The sequence below is a fragment of the Bombella apis genome (genome assembly GCF_018221685.1).
In the GTDB taxonomy this organism is placed as follows: domain Bacteria; phylum Pseudomonadota; class Alphaproteobacteria; order Acetobacterales; family Acetobacteraceae; genus Bombella; species Bombella apis.
This window is the reverse complement of the sequence record NZ_JAGJTM010000003.1, coordinates 23302-47035: the sequence shown is the minus strand read 5'-3', so window position 1 is coordinate 47035 and position 23734 is coordinate 23302. Positions and strand designations below refer to the sequence as shown.

22 protein-coding genes are annotated in these 23734 nt (G+C 56.9%); 11 read left to right on the top strand and 11 right to left on the bottom strand.

Translation table 11 applies throughout. From position 1 onward, the window contains the following. The first annotated feature begins 74 nt into the window (after nt 1-74). The gene (locus J8Z04_RS02040; RefSeq protein ID WP_192848199.1) at nt 75-1889 is read left to right on the top strand and encodes an ABC-F family ATP-binding cassette domain-containing protein; all 1815 of its coding nucleotides are present in this window, start codon (nt 75-77) and stop codon (nt 1887-1889) included. A gap of 52 nt (nt 1890-1941) precedes the next feature. Here the strand turns inward: J8Z04_RS02040 and J8Z04_RS02035 are convergent, their stop codons facing one another. Next, nucleotides 1942-2364 carry a superinfection immunity protein gene (locus tag J8Z04_RS02035; protein ID WP_052349062.1) on the bottom strand — a complete coding sequence of 141 codons (423 nt, stop codon included), beginning with the start codon at nt 2362-2364 and terminating at the stop codon, nt 1942-1944. A 47-nt stretch (nt 2365-2411) separates the two neighbouring features. Then, nucleotides 2412-3392, bottom strand: coding sequence for a Gfo/Idh/MocA family protein (locus tag J8Z04_RS02030; protein ID WP_192848198.1), 981 nt, complete (start codon nt 3390-3392; stop codon nt 2412-2414). Between the two features lie 155 nt (nt 3393-3547). Between J8Z04_RS02030 and secD the strand changes: the two genes are divergently transcribed. Together secD and secF are read left to right on the top strand one after the other, a co-directional pair. Beyond that, nucleotides 3548-5086 (top strand): protein translocase subunit SecD, encoded by a 1539-nt coding sequence (gene secD / locus J8Z04_RS02025; protein WP_192848197.1) that lies wholly within the window; start codon nt 3548-3550, stop codon nt 5084-5086. Between the two features lie 5 nt (nt 5087-5091). Beyond that, nucleotides 5092-6021 carry a protein translocase subunit SecF gene (gene secF, locus J8Z04_RS02020; RefSeq protein WP_086441623.1) on the top strand — a complete coding sequence of 310 codons (930 nt, stop codon included), beginning with the start codon at nt 5092-5094 and terminating at the stop codon, nt 6019-6021. Between the two features lie 82 nt (nt 6022-6103). Here the strand turns inward: secF and J8Z04_RS02015 are convergent, their stop codons facing one another. Then, on the bottom strand, nt 6104-6442 hold the full coding sequence (locus J8Z04_RS02015; RefSeq protein ID WP_192848196.1) for a hypothetical protein: 339 nt from the start codon (nt 6440-6442) through the stop codon (nt 6104-6106). Further along, nucleotides 6439-6891, bottom strand: a complete 453-nt coding sequence (mscL, locus tag J8Z04_RS02010) for a large conductance mechanosensitive channel protein MscL (protein ID WP_043560173.1) — start codon at nt 6889-6891, stop codon at nt 6439-6441. The genes J8Z04_RS02015 and mscL overlap by 4 nt, the downstream gene beginning before the upstream one ends. A 239-nt stretch (nt 6892-7130) precedes the next feature. Between mscL and rpmE the strand changes: the two genes are divergently transcribed. The 4 genes from rpmE (at nt 7131) to J8Z04_RS01990 (ending at nt 9861) form a co-directional block, all read left to right on the top strand. Further along, complete coding sequence (rpmE, locus tag J8Z04_RS02005; protein ID WP_043560174.1) at nt 7131-7358, top strand: 50S ribosomal protein L31; 228 nt, start codon at nt 7131-7133, stop codon at nt 7356-7358. A gap of 242 nt (nt 7359-7600) precedes the next feature. Continuing rightward, entirely contained in the window at nt 7601-8212 is a 612-nt protein-coding gene (locus J8Z04_RS02000) for a DUF1013 domain-containing protein (protein ID WP_052349063.1), read from the top strand. Nucleotides 8213-8233: 21 nt separating this feature from the next. Continuing rightward, a complete protein-coding gene (gene purE / locus J8Z04_RS01995) occupies nt 8234-8728 on the top strand; it encodes a 5-(carboxyamino)imidazole ribonucleotide mutase (protein ID WP_192848195.1) in 495 nt (164 codons plus the stop codon). Then, the gene (locus tag J8Z04_RS01990) at nt 8725-9861 is read left to right on the top strand and encodes a 5-(carboxyamino)imidazole ribonucleotide synthase (protein ID WP_192848194.1); all 1137 of its coding nucleotides are present in this window, start codon (nt 8725-8727) and stop codon (nt 9859-9861) included. The genes purE and J8Z04_RS01990 overlap by 4 nt, the downstream gene beginning before the upstream one ends. Here the strand turns inward: J8Z04_RS01990 and J8Z04_RS01985 are convergent, their stop codons facing one another. Together J8Z04_RS01985 and J8Z04_RS01980 are read right to left on the bottom strand one after the other, a co-directional pair. Beyond that, nucleotides 9862-10500: a JAB domain-containing protein gene (locus tag J8Z04_RS01985; RefSeq protein ID WP_192848193.1), complete on the bottom strand. Its 639-nt coding sequence runs from the start codon at nt 10498-10500 to the stop codon at nt 9862-9864. Nucleotides 10501-10505: 5 nt separating this feature from the next. After that, nucleotides 10506-11129, bottom strand: coding sequence for a RadC family protein (locus J8Z04_RS01980; protein ID WP_192848192.1), 624 nt, complete (start codon nt 11127-11129; stop codon nt 10506-10508). A gap of 99 nt (nt 11130-11228) precedes the next feature. Between J8Z04_RS01980 and J8Z04_RS01975 the strand changes: the two genes are divergently transcribed. From J8Z04_RS01975 to J8Z04_RS01965, 3 genes are read left to right on the top strand one after another with little or no spacing between them, the layout of a single operon-like run. Next, entirely contained in the window at nt 11229-13442 is a 2214-nt protein-coding gene (locus J8Z04_RS01975) for an ATP-dependent helicase (RefSeq protein ID WP_192848191.1), read from the top strand. 17 nt (nt 13443-13459) lie between these two features. Then, nucleotides 13460-14365, top strand: coding sequence for a 50S ribosomal protein L11 methyltransferase (locus J8Z04_RS01970; RefSeq protein WP_192848345.1), 906 nt, complete (start codon nt 13460-13462; stop codon nt 14363-14365). Between the two features lie 32 nt (nt 14366-14397). Beyond that, nucleotides 14398-16167 (top strand): aminopeptidase P family protein, encoded by a 1770-nt coding sequence (locus tag J8Z04_RS01965; protein WP_192848190.1) that lies wholly within the window; start codon nt 14398-14400, stop codon nt 16165-16167. A 79-nt stretch (nt 16168-16246) separates the two neighbouring features. Here the strand turns inward: J8Z04_RS01965 and J8Z04_RS01960 are convergent, their stop codons facing one another. Then, nucleotides 16247-16471, bottom strand: a complete 225-nt coding sequence (locus tag J8Z04_RS01960) for a DUF3126 family protein (protein WP_192848189.1) — start codon at nt 16469-16471, stop codon at nt 16247-16249. 140 nt (nt 16472-16611) lie between these two features. Between J8Z04_RS01960 and J8Z04_RS01955 the strand changes: the two genes are divergently transcribed. Then, the gene (locus J8Z04_RS01955) at nt 16612-17307 is read left to right on the top strand and encodes a hypothetical protein (RefSeq protein WP_227431435.1); all 696 of its coding nucleotides are present in this window, start codon (nt 16612-16614) and stop codon (nt 17305-17307) included. A gap of 53 nt (nt 17308-17360) precedes the next feature. Here J8Z04_RS01955 and J8Z04_RS01950 read toward each other — a convergent pair whose 3' ends face one another. Genes J8Z04_RS01950 through J8Z04_RS01935 form a run of 4 tightly spaced genes read right to left on the bottom strand, consistent with a single transcriptional unit; the run spans nt 17361 to nt 23706 of the window. Further along, the gene (locus J8Z04_RS01950) at nt 17361-18056 is read right to left on the bottom strand and encodes a pyridoxine 5'-phosphate synthase (protein WP_043560193.1); all 696 of its coding nucleotides are present in this window, start codon (nt 18054-18056) and stop codon (nt 17361-17363) included. Nucleotides 18057-18075: 19 nt separating this feature from the next. Next, nucleotides 18076-19080 (bottom strand): 4-hydroxythreonine-4-phosphate dehydrogenase PdxA, encoded by a 1005-nt coding sequence (pdxA, locus tag J8Z04_RS01945; protein ID WP_192848188.1) that lies wholly within the window; start codon nt 19078-19080, stop codon nt 18076-18078. A 17-nt stretch (nt 19081-19097) separates the two neighbouring features. Next, nucleotides 19098-20513, bottom strand: coding sequence for a M20/M25/M40 family metallo-hydrolase (locus J8Z04_RS01940; protein WP_192848187.1), 1416 nt, complete (start codon nt 20511-20513; stop codon nt 19098-19100). Then, entirely contained in the window at nt 20506-23706 is a 3201-nt protein-coding gene (locus J8Z04_RS01935) for a glycosyltransferase (protein WP_192848186.1), read from the bottom strand. Before J8Z04_RS01935 ends, J8Z04_RS01940 begins: the two co-directional genes overlap by 8 nt. Between the last annotated feature and the right edge of the window lie 28 nt (nt 23707-23734).

Sequence of the window (23734 nt, the reverse complement as noted above, 5' to 3'; positions counted from 1 at the left end):
TCGGAAAAATCTTTCTTTCACCTCTTCATCCGTTCCATATTGCAAATCTGCTTCGGTTTCTTCACATCAGGCCCATGTCTGCACCAATCCTCAATCTACAGAACATTTCATATACTCTGGGTGGCCGTCCGTTGCTGGACGGTGCCACGCTCTCCGTGTTGCCGGGTGAACGGCTCTGCCTTGTCGGGCGAAATGGCTCGGGCAAATCCACCCTGCTCCGCATTGCAGCGGGGGAGCTGGAACAAGATGATGGCGAGCGTTTCCTCCAGCCAGGGCTGAAAGTACATTATCTGCCGCAGGAACCCGACCTTTCTGGGTGGGACACGGTTTTCGATTATGTGACGGCGGATCTGGACGAGACAGCCCATTACCGGGCCCGAGCCATGCTGAGTGAGCTCGGCATGGATGGTCGTGAAAAATGTGCCAGTCTTTCTGGAGGGGAAGCACGCCGAAGCGCCCTTGCCCGGGCTCTGGCAACTGAGCCGGACCTTCTCCTTTTGGATGAACCGACCAACCATCTGGACCTCCCCTGCATCGCCTGGCTGGAGCGGGAGCTTCTGGCCTCGGGAGCGGGGATGATCATCATCAGTCATGACCGCCGCTTTCTGGAAACATTGTGCAAGGCAGTCATTTGGCTGGATCAGGGGGGCACGCAGAGGCTGGACGCCAGCTTCGCCCATTTCGAATCATGGCGGGACGAGCAGATTGAGCTTGCCGAACGGGCAGCGCACAAGCTGGACCGTCAGATTGCCCGTGAGGAAGACTGGATGCGCTATGGCGTCACAGCACGCCGAAAGCGAAATGTCCGTCGTGTTGCTGAACTGGCCGCCCTGAGGGCGGAGCGGCGTGATCTTGCCTCCCGCCAGAGAGGCTCCCTGAAGCTGGAAGCCAGTGAGACGGAGAATACCAGCAAGATTGTCATGGCTGCGGAAGGTGTTGGCTGGGCCTATCCGGAGCGTCCCCTCATCCGTGATCTGACGCTGAAGGTGACCAGAGGCGACCGGTTGGGAATCTGCGGGGCCAATGGGGCCGGGAAAACGACGCTTCTGCGCCTGCTGACCGGTGAGATGACCCCACAGGCCGGTGAAATCAGGCGTAGTCCGTCCATCCAGATGGTGACGCTGGACCAGCAGCGCAGCGCCCTGGATGGCGACCAGAGTGTGGCCAGCTTCCTGACGGACGGACATGGCGAGATGGTACAGGTCGGCACGGAAAAACGGCATGTCATTGGGTACATGAAGGACTTCCTCTTCCGGCCGGAGCAGGCCCGCACGCCAGTCAGCCATCTCTCCGGGGGAGAACGGGGGCGGCTGGCGCTGGCGGCTGCCTTGGCCCGTCCTTCCAATCTGCTCGTGCTGGATGAGCCTACCAACGATCTGGACCTTGAGACGCTGGATCTGTTGCAGGACATGCTGGGCGATTATGCTGGGACGGTTCTGCTCGTCAGTCACGATCGTGATTTTCTGGACAGACTGGCAACCTCAACTCTGGTGGCAGAGGGTGATGGCAGCTGGATTGAATATGCTGGTGGCTATTCAGACATGCTGGCCCAACGCAGGGGACGGTCTCCCGTAGAGAGACGCCAGAAAGACACGGCCCCCTCCTCCAGCGATACAGGTTCTTCCCCTGTACGTACTGTCAAACAGACCGTCAAACTGAGCTACAAGGAACAACGGGAGCTGGACCGGCTGCCTGAGCTTCTTGAAAAACTTGAAAAAGACGCCACGCTTTGCCGGAATGCTCTGGCTGACCCCGGGCTGTACAACCGGGACCCTGTCCGGTTTGAAAAGATTACGGCTGCGCTGGAAGACACCGAGACAAAGCTGCGCCAAGCGGAAGAGCGCTGGGTTGAGCTTGAAAGCAAACGGGAAGAACTGCTGGAAAACTGATCTTCGGCAAAGGTCCTTCCAGCCTGCAATGGCGGGCTGGAAGGACATGCCGTTACAGGCGGTTGATGAGACGTTCCTTGGCCTTGGCGAATTCAGCTTCTGTCAGGGCGCCACGGTCTTTCATCTGGGCGAGCTGCTCCAGCGTTTCAGTTGGCCGGTCAGAAGATGATCCTCCAAAAGATTGGGTCCGATCATGTGCCTGATAGGGGCCCCAGCCCTGTCCATCCTGAAATGCAACCAGTTTTTCTTTTGGCCAGAGTGCCCAGATGAGCAGGCCGATCCAGAAGAACCCTGTCCACCCAGCAAAGACATTCAGACCGATGAGAAGCCATTTCTGGGGATGCTGCCGCATGATGGCAATGATGCTGGGCAGGAAATACAGCGCCAGCATGGAGAGCATGAGGATGGCGAAGATCAGCAGGCTCAGATAAGGATTTATGGCGTTGATCTGCTGCGTGTAGTCAGTCATGTCCATGATGATTGTCCCTTCATGTCGTAAGGAAATGCACTATAGTGTCCTGATCAGTCGATCAGACCTGCATGCCGGATCAACTCCTGCGCAGCCCGTATCTCTTCGCCAACTCTCAGGGCAGCGTCAAGAGCCCTGAGACCGGCCTGTCCATCCACCATCACGGGAGCACCATCCAGACAGGACGCCACAAAAGCATCATGCTCGGCAGCCAGGTTGTCATGGTCATGCCACCGCACACTCTGCCGCCGGAAGCCATTGCTGCCCGGGAGGGGTATTCCTTCATGACGGTTTATGAAAACCAGCTGTCGACTCATGAAATCCGCCGAGAGATAGCCTTCTTGAGAGAAAAGACGCATTTTCCGTTCGGTCTTGAGAGAAATGCGGCTGGCCGTAATGGAGACAACGCAGCCATTGGCAAAACGGACACGTGCATTGGCGATGTCTTCATGAGCACTGGATACGGCGGCGCCCATCGCATCAATATGGAGGATGGGGCTGTCCACAAGGGACAGGATGAAGTCGAGATCATGAATCATCAGGTCCAGCACGACTGATACATCCGTGCCCCGCTCCTTGTAGGGAGCGATCCTTGTGGCCTCGATGTACAGAGGCTGTTTCATGCGGGCTGAAATGGCCTGATGCTCGGCCGAATAACGCAGCAGGTGTCCGACCTGGAGGATGCGTTCCTGCTCTCCAGCACAGCGTACCAGTGCGGCCCCTTCTTCTTTTGTGGCGGCGAGAGGTTTTTCAACCAGCACGTGGCAGCCGGACATCAGGGCCTGTTGTGCCATCTGATAATGTGTTTCGGCAGGGGAAGCGATGATGACAGCCTCACACCGTTCCAGAAGCTCCTCGTAGTTTCTGAAGGCAGAGGTTCCCGTTTCTTCCGCAATGCTTTGGGCACGACCATGATCAGGGTCGTACAGCCCGACCAGCCGCTCCCGGGGGTGTCTGGCAGCCTGGAGGGCATGGTAACGGCCAAAATGCCCGGTACCCGCAATGGCGACATCAAGGAGCTTTTCCGTCTTCATGAAAGGAATCATAGCACCCGGAAATGCTTGTGCAAGGCGCCATGCAGCCATGCATAATGGTTGCAATAAAATACTGGAGAGGGCATGGTCGCACCCATCTGCGAGATTAGTTCTGGCCTCTTCATTTCCACGTTTTTGAGGTTCTCTGACCCCTTATGTTGTATTACAGCCGCCTCAGGATGTTAGGCGTGGTGGGCATCTGTCTGATCAGTGCCCTGCTCTGCCTGCCCAATTTCATGAAATCTCCCTCATCATCCCTGCCCTGGCATCAGGTACATCTGGGGCTTGATCTGAGGGGAGGCTCCTATCTCCTGTTGCAGCTGGATACGAAAACCCTCCAGCATGACCGGCTTCAGTCACTGGAAGGTGAGATCCGTCAGGGGCTGCTTAGTGCCCACCTTGGCTATCGGCTCATCCAGCGGGATGATGCTACGGCCTCCGTGCTGCTCACGCCCCGCTCCGAAAGTGAAAAGGAGAGCGACCGGAAGGTTCTGGAAGAACTGACGCCCTCCATTCCTGGTGAACTGGCCATCAATGAGAAAGATGGCCGCTTCGTCATCAGCCTGACACCGGAATCCATCCGGGCCCGGGCCCGGGAGGCTGTGTCACGCTCCATCGAGATTGTCCGTCGCCGTATCGACAGTACCGGAGCCATCGACCCGAGCATTGCCCGTGAGGGGGAAGACCGCATCGTGCTGGAACTGCCGGGCATCAGCGATCCTCAGCGGATCAAGACCCTGCTGGGCACAACAGCCCGCATGACCTTCCATCTCGTCTCTCCAGACCCGCTCCATGCTGGTCCCGGCACGACCATGCTGCCCCTGCCTGAGGGGCGTGGAGAAATCGCCGTGGAGGACAGGGTCGACGTGGATGGTGCCAACCTGACAGACGCCGCTGCCACAATGAATGAGGGGCAATGGGTTGTCGAACTGAAGTTTGACAATAAAGGTGCAGATGACTTTGCCCGCATTACGACAGAGAATGTCGGCAAGCCGTTCGCCATCGTTCTGGACGGTCATATCCTGACAAGCCCTGTCATCAACGGCCCCATCACGGCGGGGCGCGGGATCATCACCGGGCGCTTCACGGCTCGTTCCGCCTCCGACCTGGCGCTGCTGCTCCGTGCCGGGGCCCTTCCTGCTCCCCTTGCCGTAGTGGAACAGCGCAGCATCGGGCCGAGCCTTGGTGCGGCCTCCATCCATGCTGGTGTGGTCAGTCTTGTGGCTGGCTTTGTGCTGGTCGTACTGTTCATGCTGCTGTTCTATGGCCGGTTCGGCCTGTATGCGGACATTGCGCTGTTTGCCAATCTGGTCATGATCCTGGCCATCCTGTCGCTTTTTGGAGCAACACTGACCCTGCCGGGCATGGCGGGTATCCTGTTGACCCTCGGCATGGCGGTGGATGCCAATATTCTTATCAATGAGCGTATCCGGGAAGAAGTACGGAACGGCCGGAAACCTCTTCAGGCGCTTCAGGCCGGGTTCCAGCGGGCCACGGGGACCATCATCGATAGCAATGCCACGGCCTTCCTCGCCCATGTCATGCTCTTTGTCTTTGGTACGGGGCCGGTCCGCAACTTTGCCCTGACCATCACCATTGGCATCGTCACCACGCTGTTCACGACGCTGGTGCTGTCCCGCATGCTGATTGTCCGTTGGTATGCTCATAAACGTCCACAGGAATTGCCGGTCTGATCGCCATGTTTTCTCGCCCTCTTCTCCGTTTCGTACGTGATGACCGACAGATCCACTTCATGCGTGGCCGTCATGCCGGTCTGATTGTCTCCGCCCTTCTCTCCATCGCCTCTGTGGTGCTGTTCATCACGCCGGGCCTCAATCTGGGGCTTGATTTCCGGGGTGGAATCATCGTGGAAACCCACTCTCCAGCAGCGGAAGATCCCGCCCATATGCGGGAGGTCCTCAAGGCTGGTCACATCAATGCGGCCTCTGTACAGTCTTTCGGGTCTCCGCAGGATGTCCGCATTGCCATCAACCTTCCGCCAGGGGGTGAAGATGAGCATGTTACCCAGAAGCTGGTGGATCAGGTCCGCACGGTCATCGTGCAGGCTGTTCCTGGTGTCCAGATCCAGCGGGCTGATGCTGTCGGCGGGTCCGTGTCGTCCGAACTGTTTCGGGATGGTGTGCTTGCCCTCCTCTTCAGCCTCGGGATGATTCTCATCTATATCTGGTTCCGCTTCGAGCGCGAGTTTGCCCTGAGTGCTGTCATCACACTCGTGCTGGACCTGACAAAAACCATTGGTTTTCTAGTGGTTACACGGTTCGAGTTTGACCTCGTCATGGTTGCGGCACTGCTCACCATCTTGGGTTATTCCACAAATGACAAGGTGGTCGTGTATGACCGTATCCGTGAGAATCTCCGCAAATACAGGACAATGCCTCTGCGGGAATTGCTGGATCTTTCCATCAATGAAACACTGAACCGGACACTGGGTACGTCCATGACGGTGTTCCTTGCCGCTCTGCCTCTGGCACTGTTTGGTGGAAGCACGCTGACCGGCTTTGCTACGGTCATGCTGTTCGGCATTGTCGTGGGGACATCATCATCCATCTTCATTGCCGCACCACTTCTGCTCCTGATGGGGCAGAAGCGACTGCGCAAAGCAGGCTGAGACCAGCCTTTTCACCGGAATATGGTCAGAAAAAAGGGGGCTCTGGAGCCCCCTTTTCTGTATCCTGTCCAGCTCCCGGGAACTATTTCAGAATAAGCCCAAGATAACGGGTCAGTATCTGTTCCGCCTTGAAATCCGACCTGATCGTCTGTGAGTCCAGATTGTGGATCACAGCCTTGCGGGTCACCTCATCCATCTGGATCAGCGTGGGCATATCTTTCTGGTGCAGTTGGCCCAGAAGGAAAGCGCCACGTGCCATTCCATTGATGATGAAATATGAATAAAGGTGCGCATTGGGCGACAGAGGGACCCCGAAAGCTGTACCATCCGCCTTGGCGGAACTGGCAGACAGGACGCCTGCCAGAGCAAGACCCGCCAGGGCGCATCGTGCCGTCAGTTTCATGGGGAAAAAACGGGTCATTTCTCTACTGCGCGTGCCGCCAGGAGGTCACGGATCTCCGTCAGCAGCACTTCTTCTTTGGAGGGAGCCGGCGGGGCGGAGGGCTGCGCTTCTTCCTTGCGGTGCAGCTTGCCGACCAGACGCATTACCCAGAAGATGAAGAAGGCAATGATGAGGAACTGGAGGACCGCATTGAGGAACAGGCCCACATTGATGGTCACGGCTCCGGCCTTCTGTGCCTCTGCCAGTGTATCCTTGACCGGCCCTTTCAGGGTGATGAAGATGTTGCTGAAGTCCACGCCCCCCGTCAGAAGACCCAGGATCGGGGTCAGGAGATCCTTGACGGCGCTGTTGACGATGGAGCTGAAAGCAGCGCCAACCACCACACCGATTGCCAGATCCACGACATTCCCGCGCATGATGAATTTCTGAAAATCAGAAACCCAGCCAGGTGTTTTGATAGGACTCATATAGCCTTTCCTGAAATTTGAAGAATCTAGACCGCACGACAGGCATGATCTGTGCCATGTAGCCGAGCCCTGCCGTAGCATACAGCGTATTATGGCAAAACTGTATGAAGTCTTTAAGAATCGCTTTATCAACAAAAAGAATGATGCCCAACCTTTATTTTCCGAGCCATATCCTTTATGGAGGGCTCCGTCTGCTCCGGTCGGTATCGGAGCTTCTTTCATCAGGTTCAGGAAATATTATGAAACCCGGTATCCACCCCGACTATCATGAAATCACGGTCGTGATGGCTGATGGCAGCGAATATACAACGCGTTCCTGCTACGGCGAGCCCGGCGCGAAGCTGCGTCTGGACGTTGACCCCAAGACCCATCCGGCTTGGACGGGCGTTCAGCGTATTCTGGATACAGGGGGGCAGGTTGCCAAGTTCAACAAGCGCTTCTCCGGTATTGGCAATATCAAGAAGTAAGACAGTGTCCCTTTACGGGATGTCTGGATAGAGAAACCCTCCACCCTTTTCCTCGGGTGGAGGGTTTCTTTTTATTTCTTTCCATCTTGACCTCTCATGGTCTCTGACGCATCTTGGCGGCACTGTCGTGCATTGTCGCAGGCACCGCCCCTCATGCGGGTGGCGGGTGATTCTTTTCCAGAGTGGCCCAGGCCCTGCCAGATGCCGGACCATATTATCGCTCTGCAAAGGACTGCGTTGACATGACCTTGCCGCTAATGCCGAAGGCAACTGCCGTCTGGCTGATTGAGAAAACCGGCCTTACCTTTGACCAGATCGCCACTTTCTGCGGGATGCACCCGCTGGAGATTCAGGCTATTGCTGATGGTGAGGTTGGCGGCGGGATCAACGGCTATGATCCTGTAAAAAACAATCAGCTGACTGAGGCCGAGATCAAGCGCTGTGAGGCCAATCCCGCCGCCCGGCTCAAGCTGACAGCCACTCCCAATCCCGTGGCCCGTCGTGCCAAGGGGGCACGCTACACGCCGGTGGCCAAGCGGCATGATCGCCCCGATGCCATCGCTTTTGTCCTGCGCCAGTTCCCGCAGCTGAACGATACCCAGATTGTCCGCCTGTTGGGCACAACCAAGGATACGATTGCCAAAATCCGCAACCGTGAACATTGGAACAGCCCCAACATCAAGCCTCGTGACCCCGTCATCCTTGGCCTCTGCACCCAGACAGACCTGAATGCTGCCGTTCAGGCCGCCAATGACCGTCTCGTCCGGGAAGGGAAGCCGCTTGAGAATGATCATGAGGCAATCGACCCGGAGAGCCTCTTCCCGTCCCGTGATGAAACCGGCAACAGCTTCTGAGACAAAGAGGGACAGAACACGATGAGTGTCTCACCAACGCCGTCAGTCGGTGTGATCATGGGCAGCCAGTCGGATTGGGAGACCATGAAGCATGGTTGTGAGCAGCTGGACGCTCTGGGCATCCCCTATGAGGCCCGGATCGTTTCCGCCCACCGGACGCCGGACCGGCTGGCTGATTATGCCAGAACGGCTCGTGAACGTGGCCTGAAGGTCATCATTGCCGGAGCGGGTGGCGCAGCCCATCTGCCAGGAATGTGTGCAGCATGGACGACCCTGCCTGTTTTTGGAGTGCCGGTGGAAAGCCGCACGCTCAAAGGGCAGGACAGTCTGCTCTCCATCGTGCAGATGCCTGGCGGGGTGCCTGTCGGCACACTGGCCATCGGCAAGGCTGGAGCCATCAATGCAGCTCTGCTGGCTGCATCTGTCCTTTCCCTCTCCGATGACAGCATAGCCGAAAGGCTTGAAGCCTTCAGGGTACGGCAGACGGCTTCCGTGGCTGAGGTTCCTGCAGGATGAAGACGGAAGCATTACAGCCTGGCGCCTGGATCGGCATTGTTGGGGGGGGACAGCTTGGTCGCATGTCTGCCGTGGCCGCTGCCCGGTTGGGCTATAGGGTCCATATCCTCTCCAATAGTGAGCCAAGCCCGGCAGCGGAAACATCGGCCCGTTTCACGGTTGGTGCTTACGATGATCCGGTGTGTCTGGAGCAGTTCGCCCGTTCCTGTGACGTCATTACGTTTGAATTTGAAAATATCAGCGCAGAGGGTCTGGCCCATCTGGCACGGTTCTGTCCGGTCCATCCATCCGGTCATATTCTGGAAACCAGCCAGGACCGTATCACCGAAAAGACCACTCTGGAATCCTTCGGCCTGCCGGTTGCCCCCTGGAGGGAAATCGGTTCGGCAGAGGAGTTTCATGCTCTCCCATCATTCGGCTTTCCCTGCATCCTGAAAACAACCCGTTTCGGTTATGATGGGAAGGGGCAGTTCCGTCTGGAGAATGAAGCCGCTTTCAACTCTCTGGCAGCAGAGGCAGACACCCTCCCCTATCCGCTGGTTGCGGAGCGGAAAATTGATTTTGCCCGTGAGGTCAGCGTGATGGTTGTCCGCAATGCAGCAGGCACCGTGCGCTGCTTTGATGTTACGGAAAATCATCATCGCCAGGGGATCCTCCGTGTCTCCATCACACCAGCCCCCATCATGCCCGATCTGGCTGAAAAAGCGCAGACCCTGGCCGCAACGTTGGCTGAAAAACTCGGGCTTATCGGTATCATGGGGGTGGAACTGTTTGAGGATCGGGATGGCAGGCTCCTTGTCAATGAGATTGCGCCTCGCCCTCATAATTCCGGCCACTGGACCATGAGTGCCTGTCTGGTAGACCAGTTCGAAATGCATGTCCGGGCTGTGACCGGGCTGCCCCTGCCGCCTGCCCGACGCCATTCTGATGCCTACATGCATAATCTGATTGGCCCGGATGACATGGCGCTCCTGCCAGAGATCGTGGGGGAGGAAAATGCCTCCATCCACCTCTATGGAAAAGAGGAAGCTCGTCCGGGGCGCAAGATGGGCCATATAAACCGCATCTTCCCTCGTGGAGGACTGCCCGGAAGCATGGTTCTTTCCCGCTATCAGCCCCAGCTTGAGGACTGATCAGTCATCATCAAGAAGCCCAAGCTGGCGGAAGCTGGTCTGGGTTTTTCTTGTTATGATGACATGGTCTATCAGACAGACATCAATGACAGCCAATGCCTTCTGAATGGCCTGGGTCATGGTGATGTCTCCCCGGGATGGGTTTACCTGCCCTCCCGGATGATTGTGGACCATGATGATTCCGGCTGCGCCCAACGCCAGACAGCGTTTTGCTATCTCACGTGGATAGACCGAAACATGGTTGATTGTCCCGTGGCTCTGCACTTCATCGCGGATGAGGTGTTTCCTGTCATCCAGAAAAAGCAGCCGGAACTGTTCCACTCTTTCCCTGGCCATCTGGACCATCAGATAGTCCTTCAGCAATTCCGGTTGCTCCAGCAGGTTGCCCTCTGGCAGCAGGGACCGTCCATACCGATGGGCCAGCTCTTTCAGCACAGCACAGAATACGGTCAGAGGCACATCATCCCGGCTTATGGCCTTTCTGTCCGTTGGCTGAGATGAAATGAGTTCAGCCAGTGAAGAATGATGCCGCAGAAGGCGCTCAACCAGTTCCTTGCGGGCATCTTTCCCGGCAACAACAAACGATGCGATTTTGTGAAAGCTCTCCCTGACGGAGGGCAGACGGTCCGTAATGGTCATCCTCCTCATAGAAGCCCGGATTCACTCATGCTGACATACCATCCCTCACCAATCAGGATGCCTTCATGGACGATGACATCCAGAGACCGCAAGGCCTGTCTCAGCCCCCGTACCTCTGGAGCCAGTGCCGTGGCTGGACTGCGTGGACGGTAATAGACGACGATGGCCGCAGTGGCGTGGCAGTTGAGAAGTGTCTGTGCAATTGATCGGTGGAGGGCATGAAGGTTACTGGCTGCTGGCAGCAGCTTTTCCATGATCAGGCCGTTGTTGCTGTCCAGGCAGATCAGACCGATGGCTGGCTCATCTGTCCTTTGCAATGTGCCTTTCAGATAATTCATCAGAGCCTTGGCATTGCCCAGCTGAAGCGGCATGTCTTCATCACTCTCCATGAGGGAGCGTGCTGCCAATACGGGCAGTTCCAGAAGGCTCATGATGCGCTCGCTCAGACCATGCTGCTCCAGTCTGGCAGAAGATGCCTGCAACAGCTTCCCTATCGACCCGAAAGCGGAAAGCAGCGCTTTGGCCTGCGGGTTGGTGTCCCTACGAGGAATGGCGTAGAAAAGCAGAACCTCCAGGAGCTCATAGTCGGCCAAGCTCTCGGCTCCATGGGTGAGGATGCGCTCTCTCATCCGTGCCCTGTGCCCCTGTTTGGATGAAACTGCTTTTTTCACAATCTATGGTTATGTCCTAGCCAGCGGGTATGAGCCGCATTATACCAGATAATTGTGATGGATGATCTTTTTTCCCCCCGTTTTCCGTCTTCCGGTCCTGATTATCTGCACGGGCTGAATGAAGAGCAGCGTCTTGCCGTGGAAACGACGCAAGGCCCCCTGCTGATTCTGGCTGGTGCCGGTACCGGGAAGACCCGGGTTCTGACAACACGGTTCGCTCATATCCTGCTGGAAAAGCTGGCATGGCCCGAGCAGATACTGGCCGTGACCTTTACCAACAAGGCTGCCCGGGAAATGAGGGAGCGCATCAGCGCCATCCTCGGCCGACCAGTGGAAGGCCTCTGGTTGGGAACCTTCCACTCTCTCTGTGCCCGCATGCTTCGGCAGCATGCGCCACATGTCGGGCTGGAGCGCAACTTCACCATTCTCGATACGGACGACCAGCTCCGTCTTCTCAAGCAGGTCATCGAGCCCTGGAAACTGGACCTCAAGCGCTCTCCTCCGGCACAGATCATGCATCAGATCCAGTTATGGAAAGATCAGGCCCTGCTGCCCGATGGCATCACTGCTGCGCAGACACCTGAACTGGCCAATGGCCAGCTCCCGGCCATCTACGCTGCCTATCAGATACGTCTGAAGGAAATGAATGCCTGTGATTTCGGGGATCTCATGCTGCATGTGGTGACCATCCTCCGTCAGCATCCCGATGTACTGGAGCAGTATCAGAAACGCTTCCGCTATATTCTGGTTGACGAATATCAGGATACGAATACCATCCAGTATCTGTGGTTGCGTCTTCTGGCCAGAAGGCAGGATGGACAACCCTCTAACATTGCCTGCGTCGGGGATGACGATCAATCCATCTATTCATGGCGTGGTGCCGACATCGCCAATATCCTCCGTTTCGAGAAAGATTTTCCCGGTGCACGGATCATCCGGCTGGAGCAGAATTATCGTTCCACCCCCCGCATCCTGACCGTGGCTTCGCAGGTCATTGCCCATAATGAGGGACGGTTGGGCAAGGTTCTGCGGCCTGGGCTCGACATCATGGAGGGTGATCCTGTCGAGGTCATCAACATGCCGGACTCGGATGACGAGGCCCGTGTCATTGGCCGCCGGATACAGGAGTTTCACACAAAAGGTCATCCTTACGGTTCCATCGCCATCCTGATGCGGGCTGGTTTCCAGACACGTCCCTTTGAAGATGCCCTGATGAAAATGGGCATCCCCTATCAGATTATTGGCGGTTTGCGTTTTTATGAACGGGCCGAGATACGGGATGCCATCGCCTATATGCGGGCAGTGCTGTATCCCGTTGACGATCTGGCTTTTGAGCGCATCGTCAATCTGCCCAAACGGGGATTTGGCAGTGTTGCCCTGACCCGTCTGCGGAATGCTGCCAGAGAGAGGGGGCTGTCCCTTCAACAGACGCTTCAGCATCAGCTGGAACAGGGGCAGCTGAAGGGCAAGGCGGCCGCCACGCTGTCGGACCTGATGGACAGCCTCTCCAGGGCCAGAGACACTGTCGGCAAGGAAGGCCATGTTGTCGCCACTGACATGGTGCTGGAAGAAAGTGGGTATCTCGCCATGTGGCGGGATGACCCGAAGACCATAGAAGCCGCCGGCAGGCTGGACAACATCCGGGAGCTGATCCGGGCGATTGGTGAGTTTCCAACAATGGATGCGTTTCTGGAACACATCGCCCTTGTGATGGACAGCGACAATGCCGAGGACGACCCGGACAAGGTCAGCCTGATGACGCTCCACGCCGCCAAAGGGCTTGAGTTCCCAACGGTTTTCCTGCCCGGATGGGAGGAAGGCCTTTTCCCGTCCCAGCGTTCTCTGGATGAAGGTGGAAACCAGGCTCTGGAGGAAGAACGGCGCCTCGCTTATGTCGGCCTTACCCGTGCCCGTGAGCGGGTAATCATATCCCATGCAAACAGTCGTCGGCTTTATGCAAACTGGCAGGATTCCATACCAAGCCGCTTTCTGGATGAACTGCCTGAAGAACAGGTTTTACGGAATGTTGCAGAGGCCGGTCACGCCCTGCCCTCAAGGTCATTTTTCAGGCACAGGGCTCAGGTTCTGTCAGGACAGCAGCGGGCCAGACCGTCCGCTATGCAGCCTGCCGTCCCCATCGGAGCGACGGTGCGCCACAACCGTTACGGTGAAGGTGTGGTCATCGGGGTTGAAGGGGATCGTCTGTCCATCAATTTTGAAAATATCGGTCTGAAGCGGATCATGGCCGGTTTTATAGAGGTCGTATCGTGAAGACAAAACAGAGCCCTATTGCCCCCACCCATGTTGGTTCCCGCCATGCCCGGGCGCTGGAGACGCTTTCCATTGTGGTGGAGGAAATACACGTTCCACTTTTCGAGCAGGCCCTGCTTGGGGTCTGTGACACGGTCGGCATGTTCGAAGAGGATGATGAGCAGCGTTACTGGCGGCTGGAAGCCGTCAAGGAAAAAGGGCGGAATGAGGAGGAGCTGGATAACGCCCTGGCGCTTGTCCGTGCCATGACAGGCGTGGACGCACCCCTGTACCGGCAGAACACCGAGGCCGAGGGCTGGCTGGCCCGTACGCAGGAAGCCTTCCCTCCCCAATATGTCGGACGGCGGTTCTGTATCCGGGGGACACATCTGAAGGAGACGTCACCTTCCAATCGGCTGGACATCATACTGGATGCCGGGATCGCTTTCGGGTCCGGTGAACATGGTTCCACCCGCGGGTGCCTGCGTGCCTTGGAACAGATTGCCCATCGGCGCCCCCGTCATATTCTGGACATGGGATGTGGGTCCGGTATTCTGGCCATGGCAGCGGCTCGCCTGCTGCATCGCCCTGTTCTGGCCGTGGATATCGAGCCATGGTCTGTCCGTGTTGCAGCTTCCAATGCCCGGCTGAACAGGCTCGGCCCCCTGCTGGACTGCCGCTTCGGCAATGGCTGGCATACGGAAGCTGTTCGCCGCAATGCTCCCTATGATCTTGTTTTTGCCAATATTCTGGCTCGTCCTCTCTGCCGCATGGCCAAGGATCTTGCCCGCAACCTTCAGGCAGGGGGAACAGCCATCCTGGCCGGACTGCTCAATACCCAGGCCCGCATGGTGCTGGTTGCCCACCAGAGGCAGGGCCTGATCCTTGAAAAGCAGCTCAGGGAAGGTCCCTGGAGTACCTTGATCCTTCGGAAACCAATCTGACTGTTCTCTCCCGTTTTTCCATGGTGGCGTCTGTGTCTCTTTCATCCATTCCTTTGCAGGACCGTCCTGCTCTCGTCCGCCAGCAATTCGACAGACTTGGCATTTCCGGTGTCATCGTCACCCGGGGTGATGAATATCTGGGGGAATATGTTGCGCCCCATTCTGAAAGACTGGCCTGGCTGACCGGTTTTACGGGCAGTGCTGGCCTTGCCATCCTGCTGGCAGAAACCGGCTGTGTTTTTTCCGATGGCCGCTACACCGTACAGATGGCCGAGCAGGCTCCGGCGGCATTGTGGGAAACCCGTCATGGCGGCCAGCATCCTCCCCGGCAGTGGCTGGCTGAGAAAGCGCAAGGGCTGCGCATCGGGTATGACCCCCGGCTGACCAGCCAGAGAGACCTCTCATCATGGGAGACGGATGGTATTCAGCTCGTACCCCTGTCTGACAATCCAATAGATATGTCATGGCATGATCAGCCTCCCTCACCAGCCAATCTGATCCATCACCAACCATTCGAATTTACAGGGGAAACAAGCCGGAGCAAGCGGGATCGTCTGGCCCGGCAGCTGCATGAAGCGGGGCAGGATGCCATGATCCTTGCGGACTGCCCGTCCCTCGCCTGGCTGTTGAACATCAGGGGAAGTGACATTGCCATGACCCCTGTCGCCCATGCGTACGGTCTGCTTTATGCTGATGGTTCGGCCGACATTTTTGCTGATGTGACCCGTTTCCATGATGCCCCGGAAGATTCAGGCATACGTCCATTCCCTCCTTCCGAACTGTCGAAGGCCTTGCAGGCCCTGGCCGGAAAAACCGTACGGCTGGACCCTGCCACGACGCCAGTCTGGTTCAGCATGGTCCTGAAGGACGCCGGAGCTCACATCGCTGATGGGCCGGACCTGTGCACTCTTCCCAAAGCCATCAAAACAACCGTGGAACAGGATGGCAACCGTCGGGCGCATGAACTGGACAGCATTGCTCTGGCCCGGTTCCTGCACTGGCTGGAAGAACATGGCCCCGGCCATCGTGAAACAGAATTGGCCGATCGCCTTGAGGCGTTCCGGGCCATGTCCCCTGATTATCGGGGCCCCAGTTTTGAGACAATTTCTGCGGCTGGTCCCAACGGCGCTTACCCTCATTACCGGGCCGAAGCCGGGCATGACAGCATCCTTCAGAAAAACAGCGTCTATCTGGTTGATAGTGGGGCGCAATATCCTTTCGGCACCACGGACATCACACGGACTATCTGGACTGGCCCGGATGAAGCACCTGCCGCCATCCAGAAAGCTTTCACGGCAGTTCTGAAGGGGCATATTGCCCTGAGCCGCCAGCGTTTCCCCATGGGACTGCCAGGTTACAGGCTGGATACTCTTGCCCGGGCGGCTCTCTGGAATCAGGGACTGGATTTTGATCATGGTACCGGCCATGGCATTGGCAGTTATCTTTCCGTCCATGAGGGGCCTCAATCCATCTCCGTAGCGCCACGGCCGACCGGCCTTGTACCAGGGATGATCCTTTCCAACGAACCGGGCTATTACGAGGTTGGCGCTTACGGCATCCGTATCGAGAACCTGCTGCTCGTTCGGGAAAGTTCCCTGCCCGGAACCGTACGGCCCTCCCTGGAGTTCGAGGTGTTGACCCACACCCCCATAGATCGCCGTCTCATCGCCATGGGACTTCTGACAGCAGAAGAACGGCACTGGCTGGACCAGTACCATGCCACGGTTCTGGAAAAGCTCCTGCCACTGCTGGAAGATGAGCTGCACCCGTGGCTCCGTCAGAGCTGTGCACCTCTGCTTTGAAAGCAGTACCTGCATATGAAAAAACCTCTCACCATCAAGGATGAGAGGTTTCCTGCTGTACCGGTAAGACCGCTACAGGTCAGGCAGGAGGGAGGTCTTCTTCCAGCACTGTCATGTTGACGGCATAGGAGACCTCGCCCTCATCCTCATCGCGATACACAGTCCCCACGACTGCACCAGCCACTGCGATTTCCACACTCATGCCCTTGCGTGGCGGGACCTGAACTGTCAGCTCTGGAGAGCCCAGCAGACGGCGCAGTGCCTTTTGCAGGCGGGGAACCTCAGCAGCGGAAATATCGGCCATAAAGCAAACTCCAAAAAGGGAAACGGCTCCTCCTTCTCTAACCGATTGCACTGGAGACTAAAACCCATCTTTCAGACAGAAAGAAAAACATGATAAAGCAGTCCCCCCATTGCCTGCCTTTCTACTCTGATGGAGAGAGAATGACATTTCAGAAAATCCTGTTCCGGCTTACCTGTATGCTGCCGCTCGGCCTCTCTGCCTGCGGTTATTGGGATGCCCATGAGGCTCACAAAGCTCAATATGAAATGATCGGCATGACAAGCTATGATCTGCAGGCTTGTGCGGGAGCTCCCAATTCGACCAAATCACTGAATGACAGTACGGCGATCTGGGAATACGACATTTCCCGTTCGATCGCCCCTCTCCCCAGCTCTGGCCTTCTTCCAGTAAGTTCAGCTATCAGCGCCTATCAGTCTATTTTTGGTGGAGCTGGCTCAAGCTGCCGGATGCTTGTCCGTATGGATCATGATCGGGTTGCCGAGATCCATTATGCGGGCGACGATGACGAATATATTGGCGAAGATGGTATCTGCTCCATGCTGACACGCGGCTGTGCACGACAGCCTGAAGGAACAATGCGTGATGCTCCGGGCGTCTGGCCCATGGGGCCGATTTCGGCATTTCATTCCATGCCCACGGAAGAGCAGCGGCCAGAGGCCACCTATTCCGACAAATCAAGTAAATTTGTTCCGAATTACGATCATAAGCCGAACGAACCTCTTATCCAGCCAGCTCCTAAAGACGGGAGCATCCCTAAGGTCCGTCGTAACAATGGGCTATTCAGTATCCAGCAGGGCAATAATGGATTGCCCATCTTCAACACACAGCCCAACTGAATCCTGAGAGAGGTCCCAGTGACGGGACCTCTCCATGACGGTTGATGAAGTCTTCAGGAAAGCAGATCTTTCATCCGCCGCACGGAAGCTCCCAGCCCGACAAAGACGGCTTCGCTGATCAGGAAATGGCCGATATTGAGTTCTTTCAGCCCAGGCAGTTCCGTGATGGGAGAGACATTCTCATAGGTCAGACCATGACCGGCATGAAGTTCAATCCCGCATTCAGCTGTCATATGGGCAGCCCTGTGGAGACGTTCCAGCTCGCCTTCTTTCCCCAGAGCGTAGGCTCCCGTATGCAGTTCAACTACTGGAGCTCCCAGAGCAGCCGCCGTGCGAATGGCTTCCGGCTCTGGATCGATGAACAGCGAAACACGGATGCCAGCTTCCAGAAGGCGGCTGACATGCGGGGCCAGACTTTCTCGTAATCCTACGACATCAAGCCCACCTTCTGTTGTCAATTCCTCCCGTCTTTCGGGCACAAGGCAGCAGGCGTGGGGCTTCAGTGCGCAGGCCATGGTCACCATTTCGTCCGTGACAGCCATTTCAAAATTGAGTGGAGCCGAAAGCGCCCGGAGGCGACGGATATCCTCATCCCGAATGTGGCGGCGGTCCTCACGCAGATGGGCCGTAATACCATCAGCCCCATTCTCCAGAGCCAGCTCAGCAGCACGGACAGGGTCGGGGTAGCGCTCACCCCGTGCGTTCCGCAATGTTGCAACATGATCAACATTGATACCAAGACGGATCATGGGCTGTTCCTTTCCCTCTTCATGGAGTCTGCGCATCACTCATGACACGCTGGCTTGCCATATCATGGGCCATGGCAAGCGCTGATGAAAGGCTTGAAATGCTTGCCTTTCCTGTCTCACCCGGACCGACGGCAATATCAAAGGCTGTTCCATGATCTGGCGATGTGCGGATGATGGGCAGACCCAGTGTGACGTTGACACCTCCAGCCATGTCCAACGCCTTGACCGGGATGAGGCCTTGATCGTGATACAGGCAGATTGCCGCATCGTACCGGGGACGGACAGCGGCACTGAACATGGTATCTGGTGGCATGGGGCCACTTACCTCCAGCCCTTCCCGCTGCAAGGCCTCTATAGCGGGTTTGATGATGCGGCTTTCCTCATCCCCCATCATGCCATTTTCACCTGCGTGAGGGTTCAGCCCTGCAATGGCAAGCCGAGGCTGGACCAGACCGAAATCACGTTGCAGGGCAGATGCCGTTACCCGGCTCACAGCCATGATGCGGTCTGCCGAAAGCGTCTCGATGGCCTGTCTCAACGATACATGAATGCTTGTCAAAGCAACCTTGAGCTGCGGGCAGGCCAGCATCATGACTTCCCTGCCACTGGCACCACACAGAGCTGCCAGAAACTCTGTATGCCCCGGATGGGGAAAACCGGAAGCTGCAAGCACATGCTTGGCAATAGGGTTGGTCACGACAGCTCCGGCTGCCCCTGACAGAGCGTAATGAACAGCTTTTCTGATGCTCTCGATCACCGCTACGGCATTGCCTGTTGAGGGATGCCCGGGTTTGACTGGTTCCGGGCAGGAAAGCGCCAGTACGGGCAGGGCTTCTGCAAAACAGGCGGCTGCCTCGGACGGATGGCATATCTCCCGGTAGGGTGTGTTGCCTCCCAGCAGCACCGGGTCCCCTATCCAGAAAAAAGGTCGCCCAGCCGTTCTGAGACACTCCCAGACACGGCGTGTCAGCTCCGGCCCCACGCCAGCCGGGTCTCCCATGGTCAGGGCAACAGGTTGCGCCATGCCTGGTCTTATACGATTCATCGGGCCAGGGCAGCCAGGATGCGGACCCATGAGCGTATCCCGTGGAAGAATGAATCAAGACCATACTGCTCGTTGGGAGAGTGTATCCGATCATCAGCCTGAGCAAATCCCACCATGAGTGCATCCATGCCCAAGGCTTCACGGATTTCCTCTGCTACCGGGATCGAGCCTCCACAACCAGTCATGACGGCCGGTTTGCCCCATTCCTTACCCAGAGCGTCCAATGTTGCCAGAAGAAAGGGACTGTCCTGATTCACGGCAAAACCGGATGAAGCTCCATGCCCCGTAAAGACAACCTCGACATCTTCCGGCAGGGCTGCACGGACATAAGCCCGGAAGGAGTCCCGAATCCTGAGTGGGTCCTGCCCCGGTACCAGACGGAATGATACCTTCGCCGAAGCCCGGGCCGGAATGACCGTCTTGAAGCCATCCGCCTGATACCCGCCAGCAAGGCCATTGACCTCAAAACTCGGACGGCACCATGTCTGCTCAATGGCACTGAAGCCCCGCTCACCAGCAGCATGGGACAGGCCGACATCTTCCAGCAGGGCTGCATCATCAGGATAGAGTGTCTGCCACTGCTGGCGGGTATGCTCATCAGGCACGGTCACACCGTCATAAAAACCGGGCAGTGTGACCCGCCCCTGCTCATCACGCAGGCCACTGATGATCTGGCAGAGCAGAAAAGCCGGATTGGCCGCAGCATTGCCATACATGCCGGAATGAAGGTCCTGGCTGGCAGCGACGAGCTCGATTTCCTCGGCAACCGTGCCACGCAGAGAGGTCGTGATGGCCGGGGTCTCCCTGTCCGGCATGGCGGTATCACAGATCAGGGCAATATCAGCTTTCAGCTCTTCCTGATTCTCCCTGAGAAAGGGAAGCAGATTCTCACCACCGGATTCTTCTTCACCTTCCAGAAGAAAACTGACAGCCACGGGGAGATCCCCATGAACAGCTTTCCATGCCCGACAGGCCTCGATGAAGGTCATCACCTGCCCTTTGTCATCACTCGCTCCCCGGGCCACGAGGACCTTCCGGCCATCGCCGGTTTTCTTCAGGCAGGGTTCGAACGGATCCGTTAACCAGAGGGCTTCGGGGTCTGTCGGCTGAACATCGTAATGACCATAGAAGAGAACGTGGGTCTGCCCGTTCCGTACCTTCTCTGCATTGGCATCATCATGCCCGACAACCATTGGATGCCCCGGTTCTGCCCATGAAACATTCCGCAAAGACGTCGTAAAGCCAAGCCCCTGCAATTCTTCCGCCAACCAGCGTGCGGCTTTCCGGCAATCATCCCTGTGCTGCTTCTGTGTGGAAATGCTGGGAATCCGCAACAGTTCACAAAGCCGCTCCAGTGCCGTCTCCTTGGTGGTCTCCACATGCTGGAGGACTGCGGCCATACGTTCAGTCATTGTCAGCCTGTTCCTTCTGATTCTGGTCTTCTTCAGGCAATGTCACACCCAGATGAGTGGGAAGCGGCATGAATTCATCCTCCAGCCCGTCTTCCGACTCTTCATCTTTATCTTCGGCGGCAGGGGGGTCTCCAGCCGGTTTCAACACGATGCGCAGAGGGGCTGGCGCAAAGGAGCGATGTAGCGACACCCTTTCCTTCCCGGCAGGGGGGGCTACCGTAGCGGGCCCATTCAGTAATGCCTCGATGAACCGCCCAAAAGCTTCATGCAGGCGACCATGGCCGTGCCTCTCCCTGACCGTTTCATGCGCTTTGCGCCGTATCCGGTCCCAGAGAGCCGGATCTTCATACAGACGGATGATCTGCTGGGCGAAATGCTGCGGATCGTTGAAACCACCATCCAGAGCTTCTTCTTCATCCTTCCAGCCCAGACGTTCCATCTGAACCTTGTTCAGCACGGCCGGGATACCCTGACCGGCGGCTTCCAGTATCTCGGTAGCCTGTGTGGCCGGGACCCGCGAAGGGTCCATGAGAATACGGCATCGCTGCATCATCCTGGGCAGCGTATCCATTTGGGCCAAGCCATCCAGTGGTGCCAGGCGCTCATAAAATCCCAGATCGACCAAAGGATGATGATACCCTCCGATCCCGATGGAAGGTGGCAGACTGAAATGACGTTGCAAGTGGGGCATCACGGCAAGGCAGAACCAGTCAAATCCGTCATGTCCGGAATCCCCTGCCCGGTAGATGGAAAGAGGGAACAAAATACCCTGCCGCCGTTCAAATTCGTCCTGTTTGCCCAGCTGCCGGCACGAAACAGCATAAGGCAGAGCTGTGACATTGCCGTAGCCCAGCCTGTGCAGCAGTGCGGTTGTCTGCTCATCACCCGTCACGATGCCTTGGCAGAGCCATGCATAATCCAGTTCTTTTCTGGCTTCTCTCATGAGACGTGCCGGCTCATCCACAATGCCAACGAGACGTCGCAGATGCTCTTCCACAGCTCTGAGGGCCGTGCCGTCCTGATTGACAGTATCAAGAACGATCAGCTTGTCCTGAAGGGAAATGTCCCCTGTGGCAAGAACCGGCCCCAGACGGGACAGAACATGCGTTCCACCAATCCAGAGCAGTTTCATGTCGGTCAAGCGGTCCCGCAGGAAGGATGAAAAATCATCCACACCCCGCCAGCATTCCACATCAGCTGGATAATCATGAGGAATGACGAGCCTGTCTTCTTCTTTCCGGTCCAGACCGACAACCAGCACCTGCCAGCCCAGCCAACGGAAAGCATCAATCTGCTGCATGACCCGCCGTGCTGCACCACCTTCAATCAGGCGTGGAAGATGGGGGAAAACCATCATGACAAGAGGGCGATAGCTCTTGCCCATGCGGGCGTCCCCTCGTGCCACGGCATGTCTGGGCAGAAAAACGGGGAATAGACGCCGCAAGGCATCCTTTCCCATGGTTCGCCTCGCATAACTTTCCGGCGTGGCATTCAGCAGTCTGGCCTGTACGGTTGGCCAATAAGACAGGGTCCGCCCCGTGGCCCGCAACGCCATGGAAAAACAGGTAAAGAAAGGCTCCACCCTGTGCCCTTCCAGGTAGTGTAGTGCCTGTTCCATCGCTGTGCGATGGCAGAACAGCAGCCCCCCCTGAATGGCTTCCACCATCTTCTGGAAACTGACAGACTGGGCCTGTCCTTTTTCTCCCTGACCATGGCACGTGATGCTGCCATCACGCCATACAGCGCTACCTGCTTCCAGTACGGTATTGATGCTTGTAAGAAGTTTGCCGCCCCCCTCACTTTCTTCAGCCATCATGGAAGCCATGGCAAAGGACAGGGCCATGGGCAACAGCTGCACGCCGGATTCCAGAAGCAGGATGCGCTCACCGGCAAGGAAAGGCAGACTCTCCCGCAACTGCTGCGCCAGGGGCTGGAGCTTGTCGCTGACAACGTGCCGCAACCCCTCTACTGCCTGATCCAGCCGTTGCCGGGAAAGGGTGTTGCCCGTACTGGCCACGACGACCTGCATGTCGGGAATACCCTGCGCATGCAGGGAAGCAAGCGTTGCAATATCGAGCAGATAATTGCCCTGTGAAAACAGAACGACACTCAGCTGGGGAGACGCCTGATTCACGAATCTCAAAGGCTTCCTGAACAGGGAGGGCAGACTGGCTTCGACCTTGCATAACGCCAGCCTGTTGGCGGCAGTAATGGAAATCCCGGGAATTTCGGCACCTGTCCGCCCTTCCTGCTGTAAAATCCAGAGCAGAAAGGGATTGTCCACGTGTGCCTTGTTGAGTGACTGGGGCATATCCAGCGTGGCCACAAACGCCCTGAAATCCAGATCAGCCGATGGATTGCGCAGCTCACTGATCCCTGCCCGGATGAAATGGGCATAACCATTGCGGAACATTCCGCTTTTCACGGCATCAGCTACGTCAGGGTTCTGAGCCAGATAATAGGATTCATCAAAATAAGGGTTCGGATCATAAGCGCTGGGATTGTCACATCCCATGTAATGGTGAAGTGGCCCTGTAAATACGCCATCCTCTATCAGCTTGAGAACATCGGGATATTTTTCAAGATACCAGACAGGATCGAAGTACCAGGACGTCCTGACTGTTTTCATGTCAGGATATTCGAGGGCCAGATATTGGCTGAAGGCCCCCTGGGAGGGATCAAACGGAATGTTTTTCCCCAGACATTCACGAATGAAGAGTTCGGCATCGAAAAGGAAATGAGGCGACCGGAAACCATAATCCCCGACACGGAGAAAATGGTCATAGGCATTGACATGCCCTGCCTCACGCATGGCCCGGAGACTGTAGTCCGAATTCACCTTGAAGTAGTATTCTGCCGAGAAAAGCCAGTGTCCAGAGCAGCTCTGGCAGCCTACATCCACATAATGCTGGAACCCGCTCTGAAAGATACCTTTCTCCTGCACGCCACGCCGGACATCAGGATAGGCATTCAGGTACCATTCTTCATCAAAATACCTGTTGGGTGAAGTTCCTTCCTGTCCCTCACCGCTCTGCCATCGCTCGGCAAGCTGTCCGTCCGTCCAGACCGTCCCCGCCTCTGCCAGCTGCCGGGCATAACGGCGACGGTACCAGGCGGCATCAAATTCACTCCAGACAGGAGCCCTTGCCCGATCATTCGCTACCGCCTCGAAAAAGGTCCCATCCGTGTCCATCTTGCTTCTACCAGCCTTTCCAGCATTG